Here is a 22,485-nt window from a genome sequence, read left to right as displayed (position 1 = left end):
CAGGTGATACCATGCTGGAAAACCGTAAAATTACGTTTATATTAACCATTATTAGTGCTATCATAGGAATTATGCTAGCAACCCAAATTCAGAGCACAAAGCATCCTAAACAAGCGGATGCGAGAAGTGTGATTGAACTTCGTAAAGCTCTACTGAAAGAACAAGAAAAAAGTAAGAACCTTTTAGCCGATATATCTAAACAGGGAGAACTTTTAGCTCAATATGAAGCATCTCTAAGTTCTGTAGAGACAATCGGTGTTATGAAAGAAGAATTAAACCGAACCAAAAAATTAGCAGGTCTTGATGTTGTAGAAGGAAAGGGTATTATCATCCGTATTGAGAACATGGAGGTGCCAACTGGCAATCAGTGGGAAGAGGATGCTCCTCACGAATCAGCATCGAGCCTGATGCTGGATGTTGACTTGCGTTGGTTAACCAATGAGCTTTTAGCAAATGGAGCTACTGTGATTGCTATTAATAATAATCGGCTTATTTCTAATAGTTCAATCCGAAATGTAGGCGAAGAAATCCAAGTGGACACAAAAACGATTCGCTTGCCGTATGAAATTAAGGCGCTTGGAGATCCAGATACCTTACTGAGCAGTATGAAGCTAGAAGGTGTTGAAAGCACGTTTCAATCGATGAATAAAATTGTAAAAATGGAAGCACAGGATCATCTTATTATCCCGCCGTTCACAGGGAACAAGCAGATGCGATTCATGAAACCGGTGAAGTCAAAAGGAGATTCATAATAATGTGGTTGCCGATTGTAGGATTGATTGCAGGAGTAATAGCGGGATTTTATCTAAACATCAATGTACCTCAAGAATATAGTAGCTATGTATCAATTGCATTGTTAGCTGGTTTGGATACAATTTTTGGTGGCATTCGGTCCTATTTGGAACGAGTGTTTAATGTTCGGGTCTTTTTATCTGGGTTCTTTTTCAATACGCTGTTTGCCGCTGGACTAGCTTTTTTAGGAGCTTTTCTCGGCATTGATCTATACATGGCAGCGATTGTTGCATTTGGGGTACGCTTATTTAATAATCTGGCTATTATTCGTCGCATTCTGCTGGCAAAATGGTTAAATAAGCGCGATGTGTAAATAAATGAGCATCGGGTTCAACCAAATTATAACTTGGTTACAATTACCATTGTGATTTTTAAAAAAGATTGTAAGAAAAAAAAGGGAATGGGTATCCTGTGTGGAATAAAATATGCAGATGTCATCACTTATTTAAAGTACAAGTTGAACTAGGGGAGGTGTCACTGGTTTGGTAAACAGTCAAAATGATCTTATTGTCAGCATCGATATTGGTACCTCTAAAGTACGCGTTATGATTGGGGAAGTAAATAACGGTAATATCAATATTATTGGTGTAGGCCAATCCCATTCAGAAGGCATTAGCAGAGGAACTATTGTAGATATCGACCAAACCGTGCATGCAATCCGAGAAGCAGTCGATCATGCTGAACGTATGGTAGGGGTAACAATTGAAGACGTTTATGTCGGAATATCTGGCACCCATATAGAGCTATTCGAAACGCAGGGCGTGGTAGCCGTTTCCAGTGAAGACCGCGAGATTCGTGAAGAGGACATTGATCGTGTTGTTCAAGCTGCAAAGGTTGTCGCACTTCCGCCAGATCGTGAAATTATCGATGTCGTACCGACGGAATTTGTTGTTGACGGTTTAGGAAAGATAAAAGATCCTCGGGGAATGATCGGCGTTCGTCTTGAGATGGAGGGTACCATTGTCACAGGATCCAAAACAGTGATCCACAATGTTGTACGATGTGCACAACGAGCTGATTTGCAGGTTGCTGGTATCTTTTTGCAACCATTGGCTGCAAGCTCCGTCGCTTTGACTAAGGACGATAAGAATCTAGGGGTCGTTCTAGTCGATATTGGAGCGGGCTCGACCACCATCGCAATCTTTGAACAGGGTCAATTAGTAGCTACTTCCACGCTCGCAATCGGTGGAGACCATATCACCAATGATATTGCTCTCGGTTTACGCACACATACAGAAGTAGCAGAAAAAATGAAACGAAAACATGGGTGTGCTCTGATTGATGAAGCATCCGATGAAGAAAAATTCAAGGTAACACGTATCGGCAGCGAAGTGGAGAAACAATTCACTCAAGTCGATCTTGCCAATATTATCGAACCACGTGCCGCAGAGATTTTCAATTTGATTGAAGACGAAGTGTATCGTCTTGGGTTCCAGAATGAAATCGCTGGTGGATATGTTTTAACCGGTGGCACGGTTTGCATGCCAGGTATGTTGGAGCTCGCTAATGAAGAGCTTGCAGCACCTGTCCGCATTGCTATACCGGATTATATTGGTGTGCGTGACCCGGGATATACCATCGGTGTGGGCCTCATTCAATATGCCTCGATGCTGACGAATTATAAGGCCAAGAAGCCTGCCCCTGCAAAAGCGGCAAGCCGTCCGGCACCATCAGCACCGAAACGGGATTCTCAAGGGAATTTCATTGAAAAGATGAAGAATTGGTTTAGCGAATTCATTTAAACAAACCAGCCGAACAGATAAAGAAGTTCAATAAAATTCGCCCCGTCGTCCTACAACAACGGGTTTTTAACAAAATTGAGAAAAGCGTGTATGAATGAATGAGGAGGAACTTTCAAGATGCTCGAATTTGACTTGGATATGGAACAATTAGCGCAAATCAAGGTTATTGGTTGTGGCGGCGGTGGCAGCAATGCTGTAAACCGAATGATTGCAGGTGGTGTAAAAGGTGTTGAATTCATTACGGTGAATACTGATGCCCAGGCGCTACACCTGTCTAACGCTGATATCAAGCTACAAATCGGGGAAAAGTTGACACGTGGTCTTGGTGCCGGTGCGAACCCTGATGTAGGTAAGAAAGCAGCAGAAGAAAGCCGCGAATTGGTTGAGAATGCACTGCGCGGGTCTGATATGGTATTTGTTACGGCAGGAATGGGTGGAGGTACTGGTACTGGTGCAGCTCCTGTGATTGCTGAAATTGCTAAAGAGTTAGGCGCCCTAACAGTTGGTGTAGTAACAAGACCGTTCTCTTTTGAAGGCCGTAAACGTTCTTTGCAAGCCGAAGCAGGTATTGCCGCTTTAAAAGAAAAAGTAGATACACTCATTGTTATTCCAAATGATCGTCTACTTGAAATCGTTGATAAAAATACACCTATGCTAGAAGCTTTCCGAACAGCTGATAATGTACTAAGTCAAGGTGTACAGGGTATCTCTGATTTGATCGCAACCCCTGGTTTGATTAACCTTGACTTTGCTGATGTCAAAACAATTATGACTGAACGCGGATCTGCTCTTATGGGTATTGGTGTAGCTAGTGGAGAAAATCGTGCAGCAGAAGCCGCTCGTAAAGCAATCTCCAGTCCATTACTAGAAACTTCTATTGATGGAGCTCGTGGTGTATTAATGAACATTACAGGTGGTACTAGCTTGAGCTTGTATGAGGTAAATGAAGCAGCTGATATCGTTTCCTCTGCAGCTGATCCAGAAGTAAATATGATTTTCGGTGCGGTTATTAACGAAGATCTAAAAAATGAAATTCTTGTAACAGTTATTGCAACTGGTTTTGCTGATAACCAACGCCATGTTCCGACGGCAACACGTCGCCCACAGGCTGAACTACAACAACAAGCTACTCGTAGCACAGCACCGCAACAAACATCCGCTCCGTCACGTTCACGTGAAATGGAAGAAGACAAGTCTATTAATCTAAGCAATCTGGATAATCTAGACATCCCGGCATTCTTGCGCAATCGTCGTCGTAAGAAATAATAAATCGGATAAAATAGAGTGGAGGAAGAATCATCTTCATTCACATCTAACAAACATAGAAAAACCTTGTTTTCTGTAAAGAGAGCAAGGTTTTTTGTTATTTGATTTGCCACCTTTTCTAGACCTTTACAAATCTACTAAAAACGGTTTACTAGATTCGGTTGAGTTTTCCTTTTATAAGCAAGGCGGTCTTTTTCAGGAATACATGAGGAAGACTGTTTTTTATATTTTCTCACATTCTCTTCATAATGTAATGACTCTACATCATTCAGAAGGAGAGGTAACTGGCCTGAAGTTTGGTACCTCAAGATGAACAGGCAAAGGTCTAGTATTCTATTATTGCTAAACGAGGCTATTGTCAAGGAAAACAGGATAACATCACCTTGTTTTTTCAACAAAAAAAGGGAAAAAACGCGGTCAAGTTTTGACAGACTTTACATATACATTGAGATATACTGTTTTTGCCAGACGGAGGTGAAGACAGTATATGGTCGTCTATCTGGATATCATTCTACTCCTGAACTTTGTAATTGATGCCTTATTATTATGGTTTACCGCTTTTTTTCGAAAAGAACGAATTGTTTGGTGGAGATTATTACTTGCATCAGCAGTAGGTAGCTGTTATGTAGCCTTTTACTTTTTTCCATTTTTTTCAGGAATATATGCGTGGTTTACAAAGCTACTTTTCTCTTTATTTATTTTATGGATTGCATTTGGATTTAAGCGACTTACACATTTTTTACATCATCTGGCTATTTTTTATTTTATTTCATTTGTTTTTGGTGGGGGGGTATATGCCCTTACTCTATTGACTACAAGTCAAAATGAAATCATTCAAGGCATAGTGGTCACTCATAACGATAGTTTTGGAGTAGGAACAAAGCCAACGTTACTCATCGTGTGTCTAGGGATTGTACTAGTATTTCTGTTAAGCAGGAAAAGCTATCAGTCAATCCAGGAACCAAGAAAAATAGAAGCATTTTTAGTGGAGGTAGAGGTGAAAATCTCCAATCAAATGATCTTGTGCCGCGGATTGGTAGATACGGGCAACCAATTACATGAACCAATAACGCGTATCCCAGTCATGGTTATGGAGTGTAGATTATTTGAACAGGTTTTGCCATTACCTATTTTAGAAGTAGCTAGAGAGGAGGGAGAAAAGCTTCAGCGACTGGAGAAAACGATGGATGAACTTCCGCTGGAGTGGCAAGGACAATTACGTCTCGTACCGTTTCGGAGTGTTTCTAGAGGAATGGATTTCATGGTAGCCATTCGTCCAGAGCAAGTGACGGTGATACACAATGGGCTACGCCTCGTTACAGAACGTGTATTAATTGGATTAAACCCGATTGCGTTATCAGCAGACGGCAGATATGAATCGATTGTGCATCCTGCATTAATCCAACGAGAAGAAATAAATGAAGTCATCAATGAAACCGAACCAGTTCAACCAGCTAACAAGATACAAGTAGTTCATACATCATCATTAGAACAGGAGGGCTAGCATGTACGTAAAAATTCGTCTATATGTCCAACTAATGTGGTATCGCATCTTGCTAAAAATTGGAGTGAAAGCAGAAGAAATCTATTACATAGGTGGCAGTGAAGCGCTTCCCCCGCCCCTAACACGCGAAGAAGAAGAAATCTTGCTCACTCGCCTTCCATCCGGTGATGGGGCCGTTCGAAGTATGTTGATTGAACGCAATCTACGTCTTGTTGTCTATATTGCCCGAAAATTCGAAAATACAGGTATTAACATTGAGGATTTAGTTAGTATTGGAACGATTGGTTTAATTAAAGCAGTGAATACTTTTGATCCTGAAAAAAACATCAAGCTGGCTACCTATGCTTCCCGTTGTATCGAGAACGAAATTCTGATGTATTTGCGTCGTAATAATAAGATACGTTCAGAGGTATCATTTGATGAACCATTAAATATTGATTGGGACGGAAATGAGCTACTACTTTCTGATGTATTGGGTACTGAAAATGACACGATTTACAAAAATATTGAGGACCAGGTTGATCGAAAGTTATTGCATAAGGCGCTCGACAAGCTCTCTGACCGAGAGCGCGTGATTATGGAATTACGCTTTGGCTTAGCTGGAGAAGAGGAGAAGACGCAAAAGGATGTAGCTGATCTATTAGGTATCTCACAATCCTACATCTCGCGTTTAGAAAAGCGAATAATTAAACGACTACGAAAAGAATTTAACAAAATGGTGTGACGCATAATTTATGAACCTCTGGAAATACTGTTCCTATCCATACCAGAAAGTGGTTATTACGAAACCATTTTCCCTGCCACCCTGTTTTATGAAATGGGATCATTTGCCTCTCCTCCCTCGAATGCTGCGGGGAGAGGGCAATAAGGCAGAGTACATACGGATAGGGACTTTTTTTCTCTGAGGAGGGAATGGTGTGTCACGCAACAAGGTTGAGATTTGTGGAGTAGACACTTCAAAGCTTCCGGTATTAAACAACAAAGAAATGCGGGAGCTCTTTGAACGATTACAGAGCGGTGAGCACTCTGCCAGAGAAAAGTTGGTGAATGGGAACCTACGTCTGGTGTTAAGTGTTATTCAACGGTTTAATAATCGTGGAGAATATGTAGACGATCTGTTTCAGGTGGGTTGTATCGGTTTGATGAAAGCGATTGACAATTTTGATCTTGGGCAGAACGTTAAGTTTTCGACATATGCGGTTCCCATGATCATTGGAGAAATCAGACGATACCTGCGCGATAACAATCCGATTCGCGTCTCACGTTCCTTGCGAGATATTGCTTATAAAGCGTTGCAAGTGCGCGACAGTCTAACGAATAAGCACTCACGTGAGCCCACCATCATGGAAATTTCTAGTGCTTTAAATGTTTCGAAAGAAGATGTTGTGTTTGCTCTCGATGCGATTCAGGACCCCGTTTCTTTATTTGAGCCGATCTATCAGGACGGTGGAGATCCTATCTTTGTAATGGATCAGATTAGCGATGAAAAAAACAAAGATATCTTCTGGGTCGAGGAGATTGCTCTTCGAGAAGGTATGCAACGTCTAGGGGATCGGGAAAAAATGATTCTGTCCATGCGCTTCTATGAAGGGAAGACCCAGATGGAAGTAGCAGAGGAAATCGGGATATCGCAAGCACAGGTCTCTAGGTTGGAAAAAGCGGCGATTTCCCATATGCAAAAGCATGTTCAATCGTAGCTAATACAGCACAAAATGACTGAATGCACCAAAGGCCATTTCCCATTGGCAAAAATTATAGCAGGCTTTATACCCATGCCTTGTTCAAGCGATGATATGTTGCTTGAACAAGGCTATTTTTAATGGAACTACTTTTTAAAATGAAAGACACATATACATAGTAACGAAGGCTTGTAGGCGAGTAGTTGAAAAGAAAGAGTGGTGAACTCTCATGGTGAAAATTTCGGAATTTCAAATCAAAGAGGTCGTCAACATTATAGATGGAAAGCGTTTAGGACAAATTTCTGATTTGCAAATCGACTTAAAAGCAGGGCGTGTCGAAGCGATTGTCGTCCCAGGTGAAGGCCGTTTTTTTGGGTTATTTGCAGGTTCAAATGAGCATGTTATTCCTTGGCGAAATATTGTTAAGATTGGAAAGGATGTTGTATTGGTACGTTTAGAGGAACCAATTAGACTGGAGTCCAAGCGTGCAGATGAGGAGCTTTCTTAAAAATTGACAAAAAGGACAACAGATATCGCAAAAATCCGGGTGATTTACTTGCCCTGACCGCTACAAAACCAGTAAGATATTAGAAAGGGTATTGGATACGAGAGGAGAGCAGATACATGGAGCCATTTCAGTTAAACAATACGACCCGCACTCTACATCTGAAGAAATGGGAGTCTGCTTATCCTGGACTAACAGCAGGATTTACGACAAGGTGGGGGATGGAGAGTACAGATCGCCCGCAAATGTGTAATTTGGGATTACATGTGGGAGATAACCCTAACCATGTAATTAAAAATCGCCAAGAACTTGCTGATCAGCAAGGATTTTTGTTTGATACTTGGACCTGTGCTGATCAGATACATGGCAATAAAGTAACCAAAATCTCTGCCGGCCAGATTGGAGCCGGCAGAGATAGTTTAGAGAGTGTCATTGCAAATACAGATGGATTGTATACCACTGAGCAAGGTGTCTTTTTAACTTCCTTTTATGCTGATTGTGTTCCCCTCTTTTTTCTTGATCCATTCCGCAAAGCAATAGGACTGGCTCATGCAGGGTGGAAGGGGACGGTTTCCTTAATCGGACGGGAAATGGTGGAAGCCTTTCGTCGGGACTATCAATCGAATCCAGAAGATATCTATGTAGCAATTGGACCTAGTATCGGGGTCTGTTGCTATGAAGTGGACGAGCGCGTGATGCAACAGGTTCGTACAGCAACTTCTCAATGGGAGCAAGCTGTAAAGCCTAGTAACAAAACCAGTCATGGTATGTTAGATTTACGCCAATTAAATCAGTTGATAGTTGAGGAGGCAGGGATTCTTGCCGACCATATTAGTACGACACATTATTGCACAAGTTGTCGCAACGATTTGTTCTTTTCGCATCGAAAAGATCAAGGTAACACAGGTAGAATGGCTTCATTTATTGGGTGGAAGGAGCAAACAACATGACTAGAATGGTAGCAAAAGCTACAGTTGAACAGCGTATGGTCGACATTGAACAGAAAATATCGGCAGCTTGTAAGCGATCAAATCGTCAGCGTGAAGAGGTAAAAGTCGTAGCTGTGACGAAATATGTAGATACACCTGCAATAGGAGAAATCATCGCAGCTGGGCTTACCCACATTGGGGAAAATCGAATTCAAGATGCTCTTCCAAAATACGAAGCGTATAAAGACAAGGCGGTCTGGCACTATATCGGTCATTTACAAACAAACAAGGTAAAAGATGTAGTGGGACGATTTACTTACATACATTCCCTAGACAGATTATCATTGGCCCAAGAAATCGAAAAACGTGCTAGTAAGCTAGGAATTGTCGTTTCTTGCTTTTTACAGATAAATATTTCCCAAGAGGAAACAAAATTTGGTTTACATCCAGATGATGTCTTGGCTTTTGTCAAAGAAATTAGTAATATGGAACACATAAGCGTTGATGGATTAATGACTATGGCACCGCAAACAGAAGACCCCGAAGAGATTCGGTATGTGTTTCGGGGCTTGCGCGAATGGCAACAACGACTCAAAGAATGTAACCTACCTCGTATAACTGTCCGGGAATTATCAATGGGCATGTCTGGAGATTTTGAGATCGCGATTGAAGAAGGAGCCACGTTTGTGCGGCTGGGCTCCGTACTCGTGCAACCGGAATAGCAGAATAAGAGCGGCTTTGTCCGGAGAGGAGGAAGGAATTTGGGTGTCATGAATAAACTTATGAATTTTTTTGGTCTGGAAAATGAAGAGTACGTGGAAGAGTATGTGGAAGAAGAGCGTGATCAGGAAGCTCCTCCTAAGAAAAATGGGCAGAAATCATCATCAGCGGCAGGAAGTAATGTGGTGAGCCTGCATGCAGCCAGAGACCGGGAAGGTATTAGGCTCATGCTATTTGAACCACGTCATTATAGCGATGCACAGGATATCGCAGACAGTTTGAGAAATAGAAGACCTGTTGTAGTTAATTTACAACGTGTCGAGAACGATCAGGCAAAACGCATTATTGATTTCCTCAGTGGAACGGTATATGCCTTGAATGGAGACATCCAGAAGGTAGGGGAACAAATTTTTGTTTGTACGCCTGATCATGTAGATATCCAGGGAACCATTTCAAGCGTAATAGTAGAAGAGTAAGACATCAAGTTACTGGGGTGAACAGATGTATACATTGGTTGCAATTATTAATTTTGCGTTTCAAATCTACTTTTACATGGTAATTGCCTATGTCTTTATGTCATGGGTACCACAAATGAGGGAAACGTCTATTGGTCAATTGCTGGAACGATTGGTAGAACCTTACCTATCTATTTTCCGTCGTTTCATTCCGCCTCTTGGCTTTATTGACTTATCTCCGATGGTTGCAATGCTTGCATTGTATTTTGCTAGAGAGGGCCTATTTTCTCTATTGAGTAGGTTCTTGTAAAGAGAGCGATAAGTAGATGAGTATTTACCATCATTTTAAAAAAGAAGAATATCCATTCGTAGAACGGGCGTTGGAAATGCTAAGGTTAGTGGATGAGCGGCAAATCATGCGCTTAACGGATTTCCTTGATCCACGTCAACTTTTTATCCTACAAAGTCTAACTTCACAAGTCCAAGACGTCAAAGTATCGGCATCCGGTGGATACGATGGTGCAGAGAGGGTGCGTGTTTTACTACACCCTTCCTATATCGTACCTGAGGATGTCGATTTTCGCTTGCGATTGTTTGAAATTAAGGGTAATCAACGTTTTGTTGCATTGGAACATCGGGATGTAATGGGGGCATTATTGCATGTAGGCTTAAAACGGGAAAAATTCGGTGATATCTTGCTTGGCGAAGATTCGTGTCAAACAGTCGTAGCCGAAGAAGTGGCAGATTTTGTACGAATGCAGGTTACTAACATCCATCGAATTCCCGTTAGTTTGCAAGAGCTACCTTTAGCGGATCTCAAAGTACCTGAGAAAAAGGGATCAAACAAGACCTTCACCGTGCTATCTGCCCGACTGGATGCCATTATTGGAGAGGTGTGTAACCTTTCACGAGCAAAGGCGTTGCTTCCAATTCGTGCTGGGAAATGCAAAGTGAATCATAAAGTCGTCGAAGACCCCTCGCATAATATTAATCAAGGTGATATGATTTCGCTTGGTGGCTTTGGGCGATTTGAAATTACAGAGGTAACTGGCCCGACTAAAAGTGGTCGCTTACGTCTGACAGCTTTTATTTTTTCATGATTACTCGCATTTTTTCCCGAGTCATGGCAGGAATTTTTATAGAAACTGTCGAAAATATGGGGTAACTTGCCAACATAAGAAAACGGGGAAAGTGAGGAACTGTCTATGCCATTAACGCCTCTTGATATACATAACAAGGAATTTAGTTCCGGTTTCCGCGGTTATAATGTGGATGAAGTCAATGAGTTCTTGGACCAAATCATAAAAGACTTCGAGCTTATGATCAAGGAAAAAAGGGAAATTGAAGAGCGTATGTCGCTATTAACGGAGCGTTTGGACCATTATAAGAACTTAGAAGAGAATTTGAGTAAATCAATTCTAGTTGCTCAAGAAACAGCAGAAGAAGTGAGAAACAATGCGCGTAAAGAGTCGCAGTTGATCTTAAAAGAAGCTGAAAAGAATGCCGATCGAATTATCAATGAAGCCTTGGCTAAATCACGCAAGGTAGCAATTGAGATTGAAGAGCTGAAAAAACGCGCTTCTGTCTATCGCATGCGTTTTCGCACATTGCTTGAAGCACAATTAGAAATGATAGAGAATGGCGATTGGGACGATTTGCAAAAAATGGATTCTTCCTATGAAGGATAACGAACGGAATAAAGCATTGACGTTCTGTTAAAGATGGAATTATAATGTATAGCAAGTTTTTATTCAGTTTTTACCCATATAACAAACAACGATGATTGGGATAGTAAAGGTGCCAAAATCCGTAACAGAGAGCCAGGCGGTGGTGAAAGCCTGGACGGAGCTGACCCTCGAAAATCACCCAGGAGTTCAAACCTGAAAGCGTCTAGCATGATGTGAGTAGGTGAGCGTTACATTCACGTTACGAATGAAATGAGTGGACATGAAAAAGGCGGATCATCTTGCCATATCATGTTTATTAGGGTGGTACCACGGGAAGCTTTTCTCGTCCCTACGGGGATTAGAAAGGCTTTTTTTGTTGGAAAAAAATAGCTGTATATGCTAATTAGCCTGTAATCACCCGGCAATAAAACTGGTATCGTAACTATAATCAAGGAGTGAATACAGATGAGTATCGATTATGGAAAGACGCTTAACCTGCCAAAAACCGAATTTCCGATGCGTGGAAATTTGCCAGTTCGTGAGCCTGAAGTAGAAGCAAGATGGGAAGAAATGGACATCTATAAACAAGTTTTGGAGCGTACTAAGGATCGCCCAAGCTTTATTCTACATGATGGCCCTCCTTACGCGAACGGAGATATCCATATTGGTCATTCTTTAAATAAAACATTAAAGGATATTATCGTACGCTACAAATCAATGGCTGGTTTTTATGCACCGTATGTTCCTGGTTGGGATACACATGGTCTACCAATTGAGCAAGCAATTGTAAATGCACAGAAATTAGATCGTCGTAACATCGAAGTTAACGATTTTCGTAAACGTTGTGAAGAATATGCGTGGGGCTATGTAGAAAAACAACGCGATCAATTTAAACGTTTGGGTATTCGTGGCGATTGGGAAAACCCTTATGTAACTCTGCTACCTGAATATGAAGCGGCCCAAATTCGAGTGTTTGGTGCCATGGCTACAAAAGGTTATATTTACAAAGGTCTGCGTTGTGTATATTGGTCTCCATCTTCTGAAACAGCCTTAGCTGATGCAGAAATTGAATACTACGACAAACGTTCTGCATCTATCTACGTGCGTTTCATGGTGGGTGATGGAAAAGGTAAATTAGATCAAGACACTGGTGTTATCATCTGGACAACTACTCCTTGGACTCTGCCAGCCAATAAGGCTATCTCGCTAAATCCTGATTTGGAATATAGTGTAGTGGTTGCAGATGGAAATAAATATCTAGTAGCTTCTGGTCTAATAGAATCCGTAACCAAAGAAATTGGTTGGGAGCAAGTGGAAGCTGTACAAACCTTTAAAGGCTCTGATTTAGAAGGAATTGAAACACAGCATCCATTCTATGAGCGTATTTCCCCAGTAATTTTGGGTGATCACGTTACATTAGACGCTGGTACAGGTTGTGTTCATACTGCCCCAGGACACGGGGAAGACGACTTTAACGTTGCTAAGAAATACAATATCGAAGTACTATGCCCAGTTGATCATGAAGGAAAGCTGACAAAAGAAGCACCGGGCTTCGAAGGTCTGTTCTATGAAGATGCCAACAAAGTGGTATCTGAAAAACTGAAAGAAAACGGAGCTTTATTAAAATTAAGCTTCATCACTCACTCCTACCCACATGACTGGCGTACGAAAAAACCAATCATTTTCCGTGCGACAGAACAATGGTTCGCGTCTGTGGAAGGCTTCCGTAGCCAAATGCTACAAGCTATTAAAGATGTGAAATGGACTCCACATTGGGGCGAAACACGTCTTGCTAACATGGTGGCGGATCGTAATGACTGGTGCATCTCTCGTCAGCGTGTTTGGGGAGTGCCAATCCCAATCTTCTATTGTAAAACGTGCAACGAACCGATCATCAATGAACAAACTATTGATCATATCGCTAACTTGTTTGCTAAAGAAGGCTCTGGTGTGTGGTTTGCTCGTGAAGCCTCTGAGCTAATCCCAGCAGGATTGACTTGCAAGTGCGGTTGCAAAGAATTCCGTAAAGAAACAGATATCATGGACGTTTGGTTTGATTCAGGTTCCTCACATGAAGCAGTATTGCGTCAACGTGACAATCTAAGCTGGCCTGCTGATTTGTATTTAGAGGGTTCTGACCAATATCGTGGTTGGTTTAACTCTTCTCTATCCACTTCGGTAGCTGTTCATGGTAAGGCACCATATAAAAGCATCCTAAGCCATGGTTTCACATTAGATGGTGAAGGACGTAAGATGTCTAAATCACTTGGGAATACGATTGTTCCAAAAGAAGTAACAGACAAGCTGGGTGCTGATATTTTACGCCTGTGGGTTTCCTCTGTTGACTATCAATCAGACCACCGTATTTCTGATGCGATTCTTGCTCAGAATGCAGAGGTATATCGTAAAATCCGTAATACATTCCGCTTCTTGCTTGGTAACTTGGCTGGCTTTGATCCAACGAAAGATCGTGTAGAGTACGATCGCTTGCCTGAGTTAGATCGCTTTATGTTGGCAAAAGCGGCAGAAATGGTAAAACGTACACGCAAAGCATACGATGAATATCAATTCCATACTGTATATCAAACTGTGCATAACTTCTGCACGATCGAGCTTTCTTCTTTCTATATGGACATCTCTAAAGATCGTTTATATGTAGAAGCACCAAATGGTGAAGAGCGCCGTGCAGCACAAACCGTTATGTATGATATCTTGCTTGATCTAGTGAAATTGTTGTCACCAATCATCCCGCATACAGCAGATGAGGTATGGCGTTTTATTCCAGGTGTAACGGAGGAAAGTGTACAGCTTACCGATATGCCAGAAGCAAATGAGCAACATTTATTCAGTGCAGAAGAGCAGGCAAAATGGACGACTTTCTTAGAAATTCGCGATGAAGTGTTAAAAGCGATGGAAGAAGCACGCCGCAACAAAGTATTTGGTAATTCCGTCGATGCTAAATTAGTTCTTTACCCACACACGCAAGAAGTATATCAAACGCTTATGGATATGGAATATTTAGCAGATCTATTTATCGTAGCGGATATTGAAATGCATGAAGCTGGTACAGAAGCACCTGCGGAGGCTGCTAAACTAGAAGGTATTTCTGTAGTTGTACTTGCGGCTGAAGGTGGAAAGTGTGAACGTTGCCGTGTCGTGAAAGAAGACGTAGGAACAGTGGAATCGCACCCATCTACATGCGAGCGTTGTGCTACGATTGTTGACGAACATTTTTCACATGTAACCGAGTAAATTTACTAGGATGATTCGTTACAAATACCAATTTTATTGATTTTACAAAGAACGTTCTTATTAGGGAAAAAAATTCCCTAGTAAGAACGTTTTTTTGTGGGGCATACTACCAAAACGAGAGAGCTCTACACTTTTAAGTTAGGATGGTGCCCAGATGGATAAACAGATGCTGGCTCATGCAAAGGAGAGACTCCTTGATGAGAAGGAGAGCATAACAAAACGTTTAGAGGAAAACGATCACTATGGTATGAAAAGCGCTATGGGTGAAACTACCTCTGAGCTTTCCACTTATGATAATCATCCTGCCGATGTTGCTTCTGAATTATTTGAGCGGGAAAAAGATATCGCCTTGTACCAACTGGATCGCGAAACATTAGGCGAAATAGATCAAGCACTAGAGCATATAAATGCGGGGACATATGGAATTTGTACAGTCTGTGGAAAAGAAATTCCAACCGAAAGATTAGAAGCATTACCACAAGCACTTACATGCAAAGAACATGCCCCAGCTCCTGCTGTAAACAATCAGCGTCCAATTGAGGAGCGGTTTATGGAACCGGCCTTTGGACGAACTTCGATGGATGAAAAAGAAGCAAATTTCTTTGATGGTGAAGATGCATGGCAGATTGTTGAGTCATGGGGAACCTCCAGTACTCCCTTTTCTTTTCAAGACACGGATAAAACAGATTATAACCAGATGTATATTGAGTCAGATGAAGCTGATGGTTATGTAGAAGCCGTGGAACAGATAGGCTACACCGATATGTATGGCTACCATGGACCAGACAGTGTTCATTTTATGCGGAGCCGTACGTATGATCGTTACATGGATCAAAACGAGGGAAAAGGTTTAGTCGTATCGTATGACCAGTATTTAGACGACTTGGCCAAGCAGGAAGCGGATGATGATCTTAGCAACTTGTAAGATGGAGGTATTTAGTTGATTATAGAGCGGATTGAAACATACCCCTGCCTCCACAGGTTACGTGAGCCTTATGGCGATGCAAATGGCTACAAAAAGTATCGTTCCTGTTACATGATTAAAATTGTGACAAGCTCTGGTTTGGAAGGCTGGGGAGAATGTATTGATTGGCTACCTACGCTGGAAGTAGGCTTTCGCAAACGAATCATTCCTTACTTAATTGGCAAGCAGGCAACGGATCGAAATAAACTGGTCACAGTTGTGAAAAAGTGGCATCAACGAGCTGCTACCGGCGTTAGTATGGCCTTGATGGAGATTGTGAGTAAGAGTGGGGGACTATCCATAAGCGATCTATATGGAGGGATGTGGCGTGACACAATACCCGTCTATGCTTCGCTACAATCGTATCGGGATACACCTTACTGGGAACAGCAATCTTATAAACAAGTGGAACAGGCCGTACTGGATGGTTTTCAGATGGCAAAAATTAAAATTGGTGGGAGAACAATCAAAGAGGATCAAGCTCACGTACAACTCTTAATGGCTAAGCTCGACTCCCAAATGTCTTTTGCCCTGGATGCAAATCAGAGCTATGATGTGGCTAGTGTAGGAGCATGGCAGCAACTTTTTTTAAAATGGGGGAATTTGTTGTGGCTAGAGGAGCCCATGCCCATGGATCGCCTACATGATTATGTTTTATTGCGGTCTAAGCTACCCATTCCATTAGCAGGTGGGGAAAATATCTTAAATGTAAAGGCTTTTCACAGCCTATGCCAGATCGGAGCGATTGATATAGCCCAACCTGACCCGATGCATGAGGATGGGATCGACGGGTATCGTCATACGCTAGTAACCGTACGTAGTTTTGGCTATCGTGTTTCTCCACATGTATTTGATGGTGCCTTAACACGGTTGCATGCATTATTTGCGCAGGCCTGCCTGCCTGCATGGAGCAAGATGACAGGAGATGAAATAGAACCTGTTGAGTGGGATATTATGGAGAACCCTTTTACCCAATTAATTCCTCTCTCACCACATCAAGGAGTGGTTACGTTGCCAAAAGGAGTGGGACTTGGTATAGAGATCGATACGGATATCCTAGCTCACTATAGCTGGGATGGTAGTATATATCAGGCCTAAGTTATCATTTCATGATTACGTTGATCGTTTAAGAAAAGAGGACGTATGATGGCTCAAGCGCAAAATAACACGAAAAACCTCATAGGATTAACAGGTGTTCCGCTGGTTATGGTACTTGGCAATTCGATGTTAATTCCCATATTACCAACAATGAAAACACAATTACACCTAACTTCTTTTCAAACCAGCTTTTTAATTACAGCTTTTTCTATTGCTGCCGGGATCATTATTCCACTGGCGGGTTATCTATCTGACCGATTCAATCGCAAAGTGGTTATAACGATTGCTTTAACGTTATATGGAGCAGGCGGATTGCTTGCTGGGTTAGCGTCATTATGGTTAACCAATCCCTATTGGTTGATTATTTTAGGCAGGGTATTACAGGGGATAGGTGCGGCGGGAACATCACCTATTGCCATGGCGTTAGTAGGAGACTTATTTGATGGTGCATCCGAAAGTAAAGCGCTTGGATTATTGGAAACCTCTAACGGATTGGGTAAAGTGCTAAGTCCAATTTTAGGCTCTTTATTCGCTTTATGGACATGGTACGCAGTCTTTTTGGCATTTCCGGTCATTTGTGCTGTGGTACTAACCATTTTTTTGTTATTAGTAAAAGAAAAGAAACAAAATAAGCAGCCTTTGTCAGTTAAAGAGTATCTTGGTTCGATTGGCAAGGTATTTAAACAAAATGGAAAATGGTTAATCCCAGCCTTTTTTATTGGTAGCATATGCTTGTCTACGTTATTTGGTGTGCTTTTTTATCTATCCGATTTACTGGAAGAGACCTATCAAATTGATGGTGTGTTAAAAGGTGCTTTTTTAGCTATTCCCTTGCTGGCTATGAGTATCATGGCATTTATCACAGGGGCTATTATTAAAAAGAGATTAACTGTGATGCGCTTCTTTATTATTGCAGGGATGCTCTTACTTACCATCTCCTATGTTGGGGCAAGCTTTGTTTCTAACGTTTATTTCTTAATTGGGATTCTTGTATTTGGTAGCGTGGGAACAGGAATGATTCTACCCTGCCTCAATTCCATGATCATTGGGGCGGTTACAAAGACAGAGCGTGGGATGATTACGTCTTTGTATAATGGTGTCCGCTTTATTGGAGTAGCGCTGGGGCCGCCGATTTTTACATGGTTATTGGGATTTTCGACGGGTGTCATGTTTTATTCGATTGCTTCCGTCACGTTACTATTCGCTATAATTGCATTTTTTACTATCACGCCACAAAAAGACACCAATTCACAAGATGCTACGGAGGAAGGAACTGCAAAAAAAGAATCTTCAGCAGTTGGGAATTCGGGCGCTTCGATAGAATCAGCAGGTTCTAACAGCGAGAGCGAAACTTCCTCAAAGGACAAGAGCTTAGTGGATCAAAAGGCTTTGGATGAGATTACGGTGTTGTTAGAAATGCGGGAGGAAACAAAAGAAGAACAAAAACAGGGGCAGTTAAAAAAAGAACTGGGATTGGACCCGACAGATCTATTTGAGAAGCTGCTTACCAAAAAAGAAAAAGAGAAATCGAAATAGGTGATTAGCCTCCAGATTTGGGGGTTTTTTTGTTTATAAGATATTGCTGTATAAAAAAATTACCGCTAACAAAAATAAACAAATGTAAAAACTGGCGTGACTCTATTGACATTCCTAGTAACGATGATATGATAATTTATAAATTGATCCGATAACTTTATACAACTTCTTATCAAGAGCGGTGGAGGGACTGGCCCTATGAAACCCGGCAACCTTGATTCATTCAAAAGGTGCTAAATCCAGCAGAAGTATTTCTGAGAGATAAGAAGAATGGCACATACATATACATGAAGCCCTTCTTCTTAGAGAGAAGGGCTTTTTTGCATACGTTTTTCACATAAAATACGGAAATACAAATAGCAAAGGGCGATAGCAGATGGAAAAATGTATCCTTACAAGCATATAACCAAGTATTCCGATATAAAAAATAAGGTATTAGAGAGAAGCGGGGGAAACTAGGCATGTATCTGTTAAAAAGAATATGTACCATGCTGATTACATTATGGATTATCGTGACACTAACCTTTATCATTATGCAACTGATACCGGGTGATCCGTTTGCTACTGATTCGCAAATGCTACCAGCAGATGTAGTCCAAAATATGCGAGAAAAATATAATCTGGATAAACCAATTGCCCAACAATATTTGTTATATCTAAAGGATTTGGCGCAGTTTGATTTAGGACCATCTATACAATCAAAATCACGTGATGTAAACGCATTGATTGCTTCAGGATTTCCTGTTTCGGCTACGCTAGGATTACAATCGTTATTCTTAGCCTTATCGTTTGGTATTTCCTTAGGAATAATCGCAGCTCTTTATCATAACAAATGGCTAGATTACGTTTCGATGTTTATCGCTATCATTGGGATTTCTGTCCCAAGCTTCATTTTGGCTCCACTGCTAATCAAATTGGTTGCGGTTGAGTGGAAGCTCTTGCCGGCTGCCTCCTGGGGATCGTGGAAACACTCAATCCTGCCGTCTGTTACGTTGGCGGTCGGTCCAATGGCTATCATCGCCCGATTTGTCCGTGCTAGTATGCTTGAAGTCTTTAGTCAGAATTACATGAAGACGGCAGAGGCAAAAGGCTTACCTACGTTTGCGATAGTGGTTAAGCACGGAATTCGTAATGCATTGATACCTGTTTTGACATTTATCGGGCCGTTGTTTGCAGCGCTGATTACAGGTACGTTTGTGGTTGAGAAAATTTTTGCTATCCCAGGTATTGGCAAGTATTTCGTAGATGGCATCTTTAATCGTGATTATCCAGTTGTAATGGGAACAACTGTTTTTTATAGCATGGTCCTGATCTTGTCGTTGTTTTTGATCGATGTGTCTTATCGACTGGTGGACCCAAGAATTAAGCTAACGAGCAAGGGGGACTAATAGATGGCGCAATCTTCATTCCATTCTGAACAAGATCATCTTTTTCGACCTGTTGATAAGCGAGTTTTTGAAGAGAATCGAATTGATCGACCCAGCTTAAGCTATGGGAAAGAAATACTGCGAAAAATCATACAAAACAAGCTAGCGATGCTTGGTTTTAGCTTATTGATTCTTGTGGTTATGCTTTCGTTGATCGGTCCTCATCTTGTAGCTTTTAGTCCAGAAAAGCAAGATTTGACGCTTGGAAATCTCAAGCCTTCCAACACTCATTGGTTCGGAACAGATGATTTGGGACGTGATATGTGGGCACGTACCTGGGCAGGTGGACAGATTTCTCTCTTTATCGGTTGTATAGCAGCAACCATCGATTTATTGATTGGTGTAGCAGTGGGGGGAGTCTCCGGTTATATGGCAGGACGCGGCAAGGTAGGGGATCGAATTGACAGCTTCCTAATGCGTATTGTCGAGGTTTTGTATGGCATTCCTTATTTGTTGGTTGTCATTTTATTGATGGTGGTCTTAGAACCAGGGCTGTCTACTATCATTATTGCGCTTTCCGTGACAGGGTGGGTTGGTATGGCTCGCTTAGTACGTGGTCAAGTATTGCAGCTAAAACAGCAAGAATTTGTCCTAGCAGCAGAAAAACTAGGAACCTCTCACGTCAAAATTATTTGGAAGCATCTGTTGCCCAATGCTTTAGGAATTATCATAGTGAACCTGACCTTTACGATACCACAGGCTATCTTTGCTGAATCGTTTTTAAGTTTTCTAGGTTTAGGAGTACAAGCACCTAGTGCTAGCTGGGGAACAATGGCTAACGATGGTATTGGGGTTATTTTAAATGGTCAGTGGTGGAGACTGTTTTTCCCGGGATTATTTATTTCACTAACCATGTTTGCCTTTAATGCTTTCGGAGATGGCTTACAAGATGCACTTGATCCTAAAAATAAAAAATAGAGGGGAGGGATAATCATGAAACATTTGCTAGAGATAAATGAGCTGCAAGTTGGTTTTAAGACATATGGCGGTGAGGTTAAGGCTGTTCGTGGGATTTCGTTTTATGTGGATAAAGGAGAGGTGGTAGCCATCGTTGGTGAGAGTGGCTGTGGCAAATCAGTTACAGCACAGGCAATCATGGGGATGGTAAAGGAAGGAAATGGTATTAGAACGGAAGGCTCTATTCGCTTTGCTGGACAGGAAATGACAGGTTTGTCCAAAAAGGCATTGCAGGAGATCAGAGGTTCCAAAATAGGTATGGTGTTTCAAGATCCGATGACGTCACTAAATCCTACAATGAAAATCGGCAAGCAAATCGCAGAGGGCCTCGTAAAGCACCAAGGTCTATCCCTACAAGCGGCACACCAAAAGACGATCGATCTGTTGCGCCAAGTGGGTATCCCAGAAGCAGAGAAGCGGTATCATCAGTACCCGCATGAATTTTCGGGAGGAATGCGTCAGCGGGTCGTAATTGCGATTGCGATTGCCTGTAGCCCACAGCTATTGATCGCTGATGAGCCAACGACTGCATTAGACGTGACTATACAAGCGCAAATTCTTGATTTACTGCTTGAATTACAACAAAAAACCAATACTTCGATCATTATGATTACTCATGATTTAGGGGTCGTTGCAGAAATGGCACAGCGAGTTGTAGTAATGTATGCAGGTAAAATCGTAGAAACGGGGACAGCCGAGGAGTTATTTGAATCGCCTAGCCATCCGTATACAAAAGGGCTGCTAGACTCGGTACCAAAGCTGGATCGAGCTGGGAAGCATAGATTAGTTCCGATTGATGGAGCTCCGCCAGATTTATTTGCTCCGCCAAAAGGATGTCCATTCGCTCCTCGATGTCCATATGCGATGGAAATTTGCGTGGATCATCTACCACAGACGACTTCATTTTCATCTACGCATCAGGCGAACTGCTGGTTACATGACCCAAGGTCTCCACGACAACAAGAATTCAGAGCAGCAGGGAGGGCTTAAGAATGGTACGAAACCTAGAGATTACAGAAGATAGAGAACAATCCGAAACTCTATTAGAACTACGTAACGTAAAAAAATACTTTTCTTTAGGCTCTGATCAAACGGTGAAATCGGTTGATGACATTACGTTGTCCATTAAAGCGGGTGAAACCTTTGGTCTGGTGGGGGAAAGTGGGAGTGGGAAATCAACGCTGGGACGCACAGCGGTCGGATTGTATCAGCCTACAGATGGACAAATTCACTTTGCGGGTAAAGACATTACAACCTATAGTCGACAGGAAAAGCGTGAATTCAATCGGAATATGCAAATGATTTTTCAGGACCCATACTCCTCCTTAAATCCACGTATGCGAGTGGGTGACATAATCGGAGAGGGAATGGACGCCTATGGCATTGCGAAAGGAGCAAAACGTACCGAGCGTATCTATGAGCTGTTAGAAAAGGTGGGCTTGCGACCAGAACATGCAAAACGATATCCTCACGAATTTAGTGGGGGCCAAAGACAGCGAATCGGGATAGCCCGAGCATTAGCAGTAGAGCCTACTTTTATTGTGGCAGACGAACCAATCTCCGCCTTAGATGTTTCCATTCAGGCACAGATTGTCAATTTATTAGAAGATTTACAACAGGAACAAGGACTTACCTATCTATTCATCGCACATGATTTGGCGATGGTGAAGCATATCAGCGATCGGATCGGTGTTATGTATTTAGGTCAAATGATGGAGGTTGCAGATAGTGAGACATTATTTCACGAGCCACTTCATCCATACACACAAGCATTGTTGTCAGCGATTCCAGTGTCATCTACAACAGAAAAAGCAAAGAAAGAACGTATCGTGTTAACAGGCGAGCTACCAAGCCCGTTGCAGCCACCGATCGGATGTCCGTTTTCAACTAGATGTCCAGATGCAATGCCGATCTGTAGAGAAGCCAAACCAGAGTGGAGGGAGGTGAAGCCGGATCACTGGACGGCTTGCTACTTGCACCATTAAGAAAAGA

The 22,485-nt window shown here is 42.0% G+C and carries 22 protein-coding genes, 1 riboswitch and 1 other annotated feature; all 22 genes read left to right on the top strand.

Going from position 1 to position 22,485, the window contains the following annotated elements:
• The first annotated feature begins 11 nt into the window (after positions 1–11).
• A complete protein-coding gene (locus tag BrL25_RS02880; protein WP_018671855.1) occupies positions 12–752 on the top strand; it encodes a DUF881 domain-containing protein in 741 nt (246 codons plus the stop codon).
• A 2-nt stretch (positions 753–754) separates the two neighbouring features.
• The gene (locus tag BrL25_RS02875; RefSeq protein WP_003336699.1) at positions 755–1,105 is read left to right on the top strand and encodes a small basic family protein; all 351 of its coding nucleotides are present in this window, start codon (positions 755–757) and stop codon (positions 1,103–1,105) included.
• A 232-nt stretch (positions 1,106–1,337) separates the two neighbouring features.
• Complete coding sequence (gene ftsA / locus BrL25_RS02870; protein ID WP_051088592.1) at positions 1,338–2,534, top strand: cell division protein FtsA; 1,197 nt, start codon at positions 1,338–1,340, stop codon at positions 2,532–2,534.
• 117 nt (positions 2,535–2,651) lie between these two features.
• On the top strand, positions 2,652–3,800 hold the full coding sequence (ftsZ, locus tag BrL25_RS02865) for a cell division protein FtsZ (protein ID WP_018671853.1): 1,149 nt from the start codon (positions 2,652–2,654) through the stop codon (positions 3,798–3,800).
• A gap of 487 nt (positions 3,801–4,287) precedes the next feature.
• A complete protein-coding gene (gene spoIIGA, locus BrL25_RS02855) occupies positions 4,288–5,304 on the top strand; it encodes a sigma-E processing peptidase SpoIIGA (RefSeq protein WP_018671851.1) in 1,017 nt (338 codons plus the stop codon).
• A 1-nt stretch (position 5,305) separates the two neighbouring features.
• The gene (sigE, locus tag BrL25_RS02850; protein WP_018671850.1) at positions 5,306–6,028 is read left to right on the top strand and encodes an RNA polymerase sporulation sigma factor SigE; all 723 of its coding nucleotides are present in this window, start codon (positions 5,306–5,308) and stop codon (positions 6,026–6,028) included.
• A 193-nt stretch (positions 6,029–6,221) separates the two neighbouring features.
• Positions 6,222–7,001 carry an RNA polymerase sporulation sigma factor SigG gene (sigG, locus tag BrL25_RS02845; protein ID WP_018671849.1) on the top strand — a complete coding sequence of 260 codons (780 nt, stop codon included), beginning with the start codon at positions 6,222–6,224 and terminating at the stop codon, positions 6,999–7,001.
• A 211-nt stretch (positions 7,002–7,212) separates the two neighbouring features.
• Positions 7,213–7,491, top strand: coding sequence for a YlmC/YmxH family sporulation protein (locus tag BrL25_RS02840; protein ID WP_018671848.1), 279 nt, complete (start codon positions 7,213–7,215; stop codon positions 7,489–7,491).
• Positions 7,492–7,607: 116 nt separating this feature from the next.
• The gene (gene pgeF, locus BrL25_RS02835; RefSeq protein ID WP_018671847.1) at positions 7,608–8,438 is read left to right on the top strand and encodes a peptidoglycan editing factor PgeF; all 831 of its coding nucleotides are present in this window, start codon (positions 7,608–7,610) and stop codon (positions 8,436–8,438) included.
• Complete coding sequence (locus BrL25_RS02830) at positions 8,435–9,139, top strand: YggS family pyridoxal phosphate-dependent enzyme (protein ID WP_018671846.1); 705 nt, start codon at positions 8,435–8,437, stop codon at positions 9,137–9,139. Before pgeF ends, BrL25_RS02830 begins: the two co-directional genes overlap by 4 nt.
• A gap of 39 nt (positions 9,140–9,178) precedes the next feature.
• Positions 9,179–9,613, top strand: coding sequence for a cell division protein SepF (locus tag BrL25_RS02825; protein ID WP_018671845.1), 435 nt, complete (start codon positions 9,179–9,181; stop codon positions 9,611–9,613).
• Positions 9,614–9,638: 25 nt separating this feature from the next.
• Positions 9,639–9,902, top strand: coding sequence for a YggT family protein (locus BrL25_RS02820; protein WP_018671844.1), 264 nt, complete (start codon positions 9,639–9,641; stop codon positions 9,900–9,902).
• 16 nt (positions 9,903–9,918) lie between these two features.
• Positions 9,919–10,692: a YlmH family RNA-binding protein gene (locus tag BrL25_RS02815; protein ID WP_018671843.1), complete on the top strand. Its 774-nt coding sequence runs from the start codon at positions 9,919–9,921 to the stop codon at positions 10,690–10,692.
• A 105-nt stretch (positions 10,693–10,797) separates the two neighbouring features.
• Positions 10,798–11,280: a DivIVA domain-containing protein gene (locus BrL25_RS02810; RefSeq protein ID WP_018671842.1), complete on the top strand. Its 483-nt coding sequence runs from the start codon at positions 10,798–10,800 to the stop codon at positions 11,278–11,280.
• Positions 11,281–11,362: 82 nt separating this feature from the next.
• Positions 11,363–11,613 (top strand) — a binding site (T-box leader).
• A 117-nt stretch (positions 11,614–11,730) separates the two neighbouring features.
• Positions 11,731–14,511 carry an isoleucine--tRNA ligase gene (gene ileS / locus BrL25_RS02805; protein ID WP_026315173.1) on the top strand — a complete coding sequence of 927 codons (2,781 nt, stop codon included), beginning with the start codon at positions 11,731–11,733 and terminating at the stop codon, positions 14,509–14,511.
• A gap of 154 nt (positions 14,512–14,665) precedes the next feature.
• On the top strand, positions 14,666–15,436 hold the full coding sequence (locus BrL25_RS02800; RefSeq protein ID WP_018671840.1) for a TraR/DksA C4-type zinc finger protein: 771 nt from the start codon (positions 14,666–14,668) through the stop codon (positions 15,434–15,436).
• 15 nt (positions 15,437–15,451) lie between these two features.
• Entirely contained in the window at positions 15,452–16,573 is a 1,122-nt protein-coding gene (locus tag BrL25_RS02795; protein WP_018671839.1) for a mandelate racemase/muconate lactonizing enzyme family protein, read from the top strand.
• 45 nt (positions 16,574–16,618) lie between these two features.
• On the top strand, positions 16,619–18,109 hold the full coding sequence (locus BrL25_RS02790; protein ID WP_081621610.1) for an MFS transporter: 1,491 nt from the start codon (positions 16,619–16,621) through the stop codon (positions 18,107–18,109).
• Between the two features lie 166 nt (positions 18,110–18,275).
• Positions 18,276–18,377: riboswitch (SAM riboswitch) on the top strand.
• A 193-nt stretch (positions 18,378–18,570) separates the two neighbouring features.
• Positions 18,571–19,497, top strand: a complete 927-nt coding sequence (locus tag BrL25_RS02785; protein WP_018671837.1) for an ABC transporter permease — start codon at positions 18,571–18,573, stop codon at positions 19,495–19,497.
• A 3-nt stretch (positions 19,498–19,500) separates the two neighbouring features.
• A complete protein-coding gene (locus tag BrL25_RS02780) occupies positions 19,501–20,454 on the top strand; it encodes an ABC transporter permease (protein ID WP_018671836.1) in 954 nt (317 codons plus the stop codon).
• A gap of 15 nt (positions 20,455–20,469) precedes the next feature.
• Complete coding sequence (locus BrL25_RS02775) at positions 20,470–21,483, top strand: ABC transporter ATP-binding protein (protein ID WP_018671835.1); 1,014 nt, start codon at positions 20,470–20,472, stop codon at positions 21,481–21,483.
• Between the two features lie 2 nt (positions 21,484–21,485).
• Positions 21,486–22,478 (top strand): ABC transporter ATP-binding protein, encoded by a 993-nt coding sequence (locus BrL25_RS02770; protein ID WP_018671834.1) that lies wholly within the window; start codon positions 21,486–21,488, stop codon positions 22,476–22,478.
• Positions 22,479–22,485 lie beyond the last annotated feature (7 nt).

Source organism: Brevibacillus laterosporus DSM 25 (genome assembly GCF_002706795.1).
Taxonomy (GTDB): Bacteria; Bacillota; Bacilli; order Brevibacillales; family Brevibacillaceae; genus Brevibacillus_B; species Brevibacillus_B laterosporus.
This window is presented reverse-complemented; position numbering and strand designations above follow the sequence as displayed.

What these genes read in the sequence shown, in the direction of transcription:
- BrL25_RS02880 (WP_018671855.1), top strand. Translation starts at nt 12, where the DNA reads ATGCTGGAAAACCGTAAAATTACGTTTATATTAACCATTATTAGTGCT.
- BrL25_RS02875 (WP_003336699.1), top strand. Translation starts at nt 755, where the DNA reads ATGTGGTTGCCGATTGTAGGATTGATTGCAGGAGTAATAGCGGGATTT.
- ftsA (WP_051088592.1), top strand. Translation starts at nt 1,338, where the DNA reads ATGATTGGGGAAGTAAATAACGGTAATATCAATATTATTGGTGTAGGC.
- ftsZ (WP_018671853.1), top strand. Translation starts at nt 2,652, where the DNA reads ATGCTCGAATTTGACTTGGATATGGAACAATTAGCGCAAATCAAGGTT.
- spoIIGA (WP_018671851.1), top strand. Translation starts at nt 4,288, where the DNA reads ATGGTCGTCTATCTGGATATCATTCTACTCCTGAACTTTGTAATTGAT.
- sigE (WP_018671850.1), top strand. Translation starts at nt 5,306, where the DNA reads ATGTACGTAAAAATTCGTCTATATGTCCAACTAATGTGGTATCGCATC.
- BrL25_RS02840 (WP_018671848.1), top strand. Translation starts at nt 7,213, where the DNA reads ATGGTGAAAATTTCGGAATTTCAAATCAAAGAGGTCGTCAACATTATA.
- pgeF (WP_018671847.1), top strand. Translation starts at nt 7,608, where the DNA reads ATGGAGCCATTTCAGTTAAACAATACGACCCGCACTCTACATCTGAAG.
- BrL25_RS02830 (WP_018671846.1), top strand. Translation starts at nt 8,435, where the DNA reads ATGACTAGAATGGTAGCAAAAGCTACAGTTGAACAGCGTATGGTCGAC.
- BrL25_RS02820 (WP_018671844.1), top strand. Translation starts at nt 9,639, where the DNA reads ATGTATACATTGGTTGCAATTATTAATTTTGCGTTTCAAATCTACTTT.
- BrL25_RS02815 (WP_018671843.1), top strand. Translation starts at nt 9,919, where the DNA reads ATGAGTATTTACCATCATTTTAAAAAAGAAGAATATCCATTCGTAGAA.
- BrL25_RS02810 (WP_018671842.1), top strand. Translation starts at nt 10,798, where the DNA reads ATGCCATTAACGCCTCTTGATATACATAACAAGGAATTTAGTTCCGGT.
- BrL25_RS02800 (WP_018671840.1), top strand. Translation starts at nt 14,666, where the DNA reads ATGGATAAACAGATGCTGGCTCATGCAAAGGAGAGACTCCTTGATGAG.
- BrL25_RS02790 (WP_081621610.1), top strand. Translation starts at nt 16,619, where the DNA reads ATGATGGCTCAAGCGCAAAATAACACGAAAAACCTCATAGGATTAACA.
- BrL25_RS02785 (WP_018671837.1), top strand. Translation starts at nt 18,571, where the DNA reads ATGTATCTGTTAAAAAGAATATGTACCATGCTGATTACATTATGGATT.
- BrL25_RS02780 (WP_018671836.1), top strand. Translation starts at nt 19,501, where the DNA reads ATGGCGCAATCTTCATTCCATTCTGAACAAGATCATCTTTTTCGACCT.
- BrL25_RS02775 (WP_018671835.1), top strand. Translation starts at nt 20,470, where the DNA reads ATGAAACATTTGCTAGAGATAAATGAGCTGCAAGTTGGTTTTAAGACA.
- BrL25_RS02770 (WP_018671834.1), top strand. Translation starts at nt 21,486, where the DNA reads ATGGTACGAAACCTAGAGATTACAGAAGATAGAGAACAATCCGAAACT.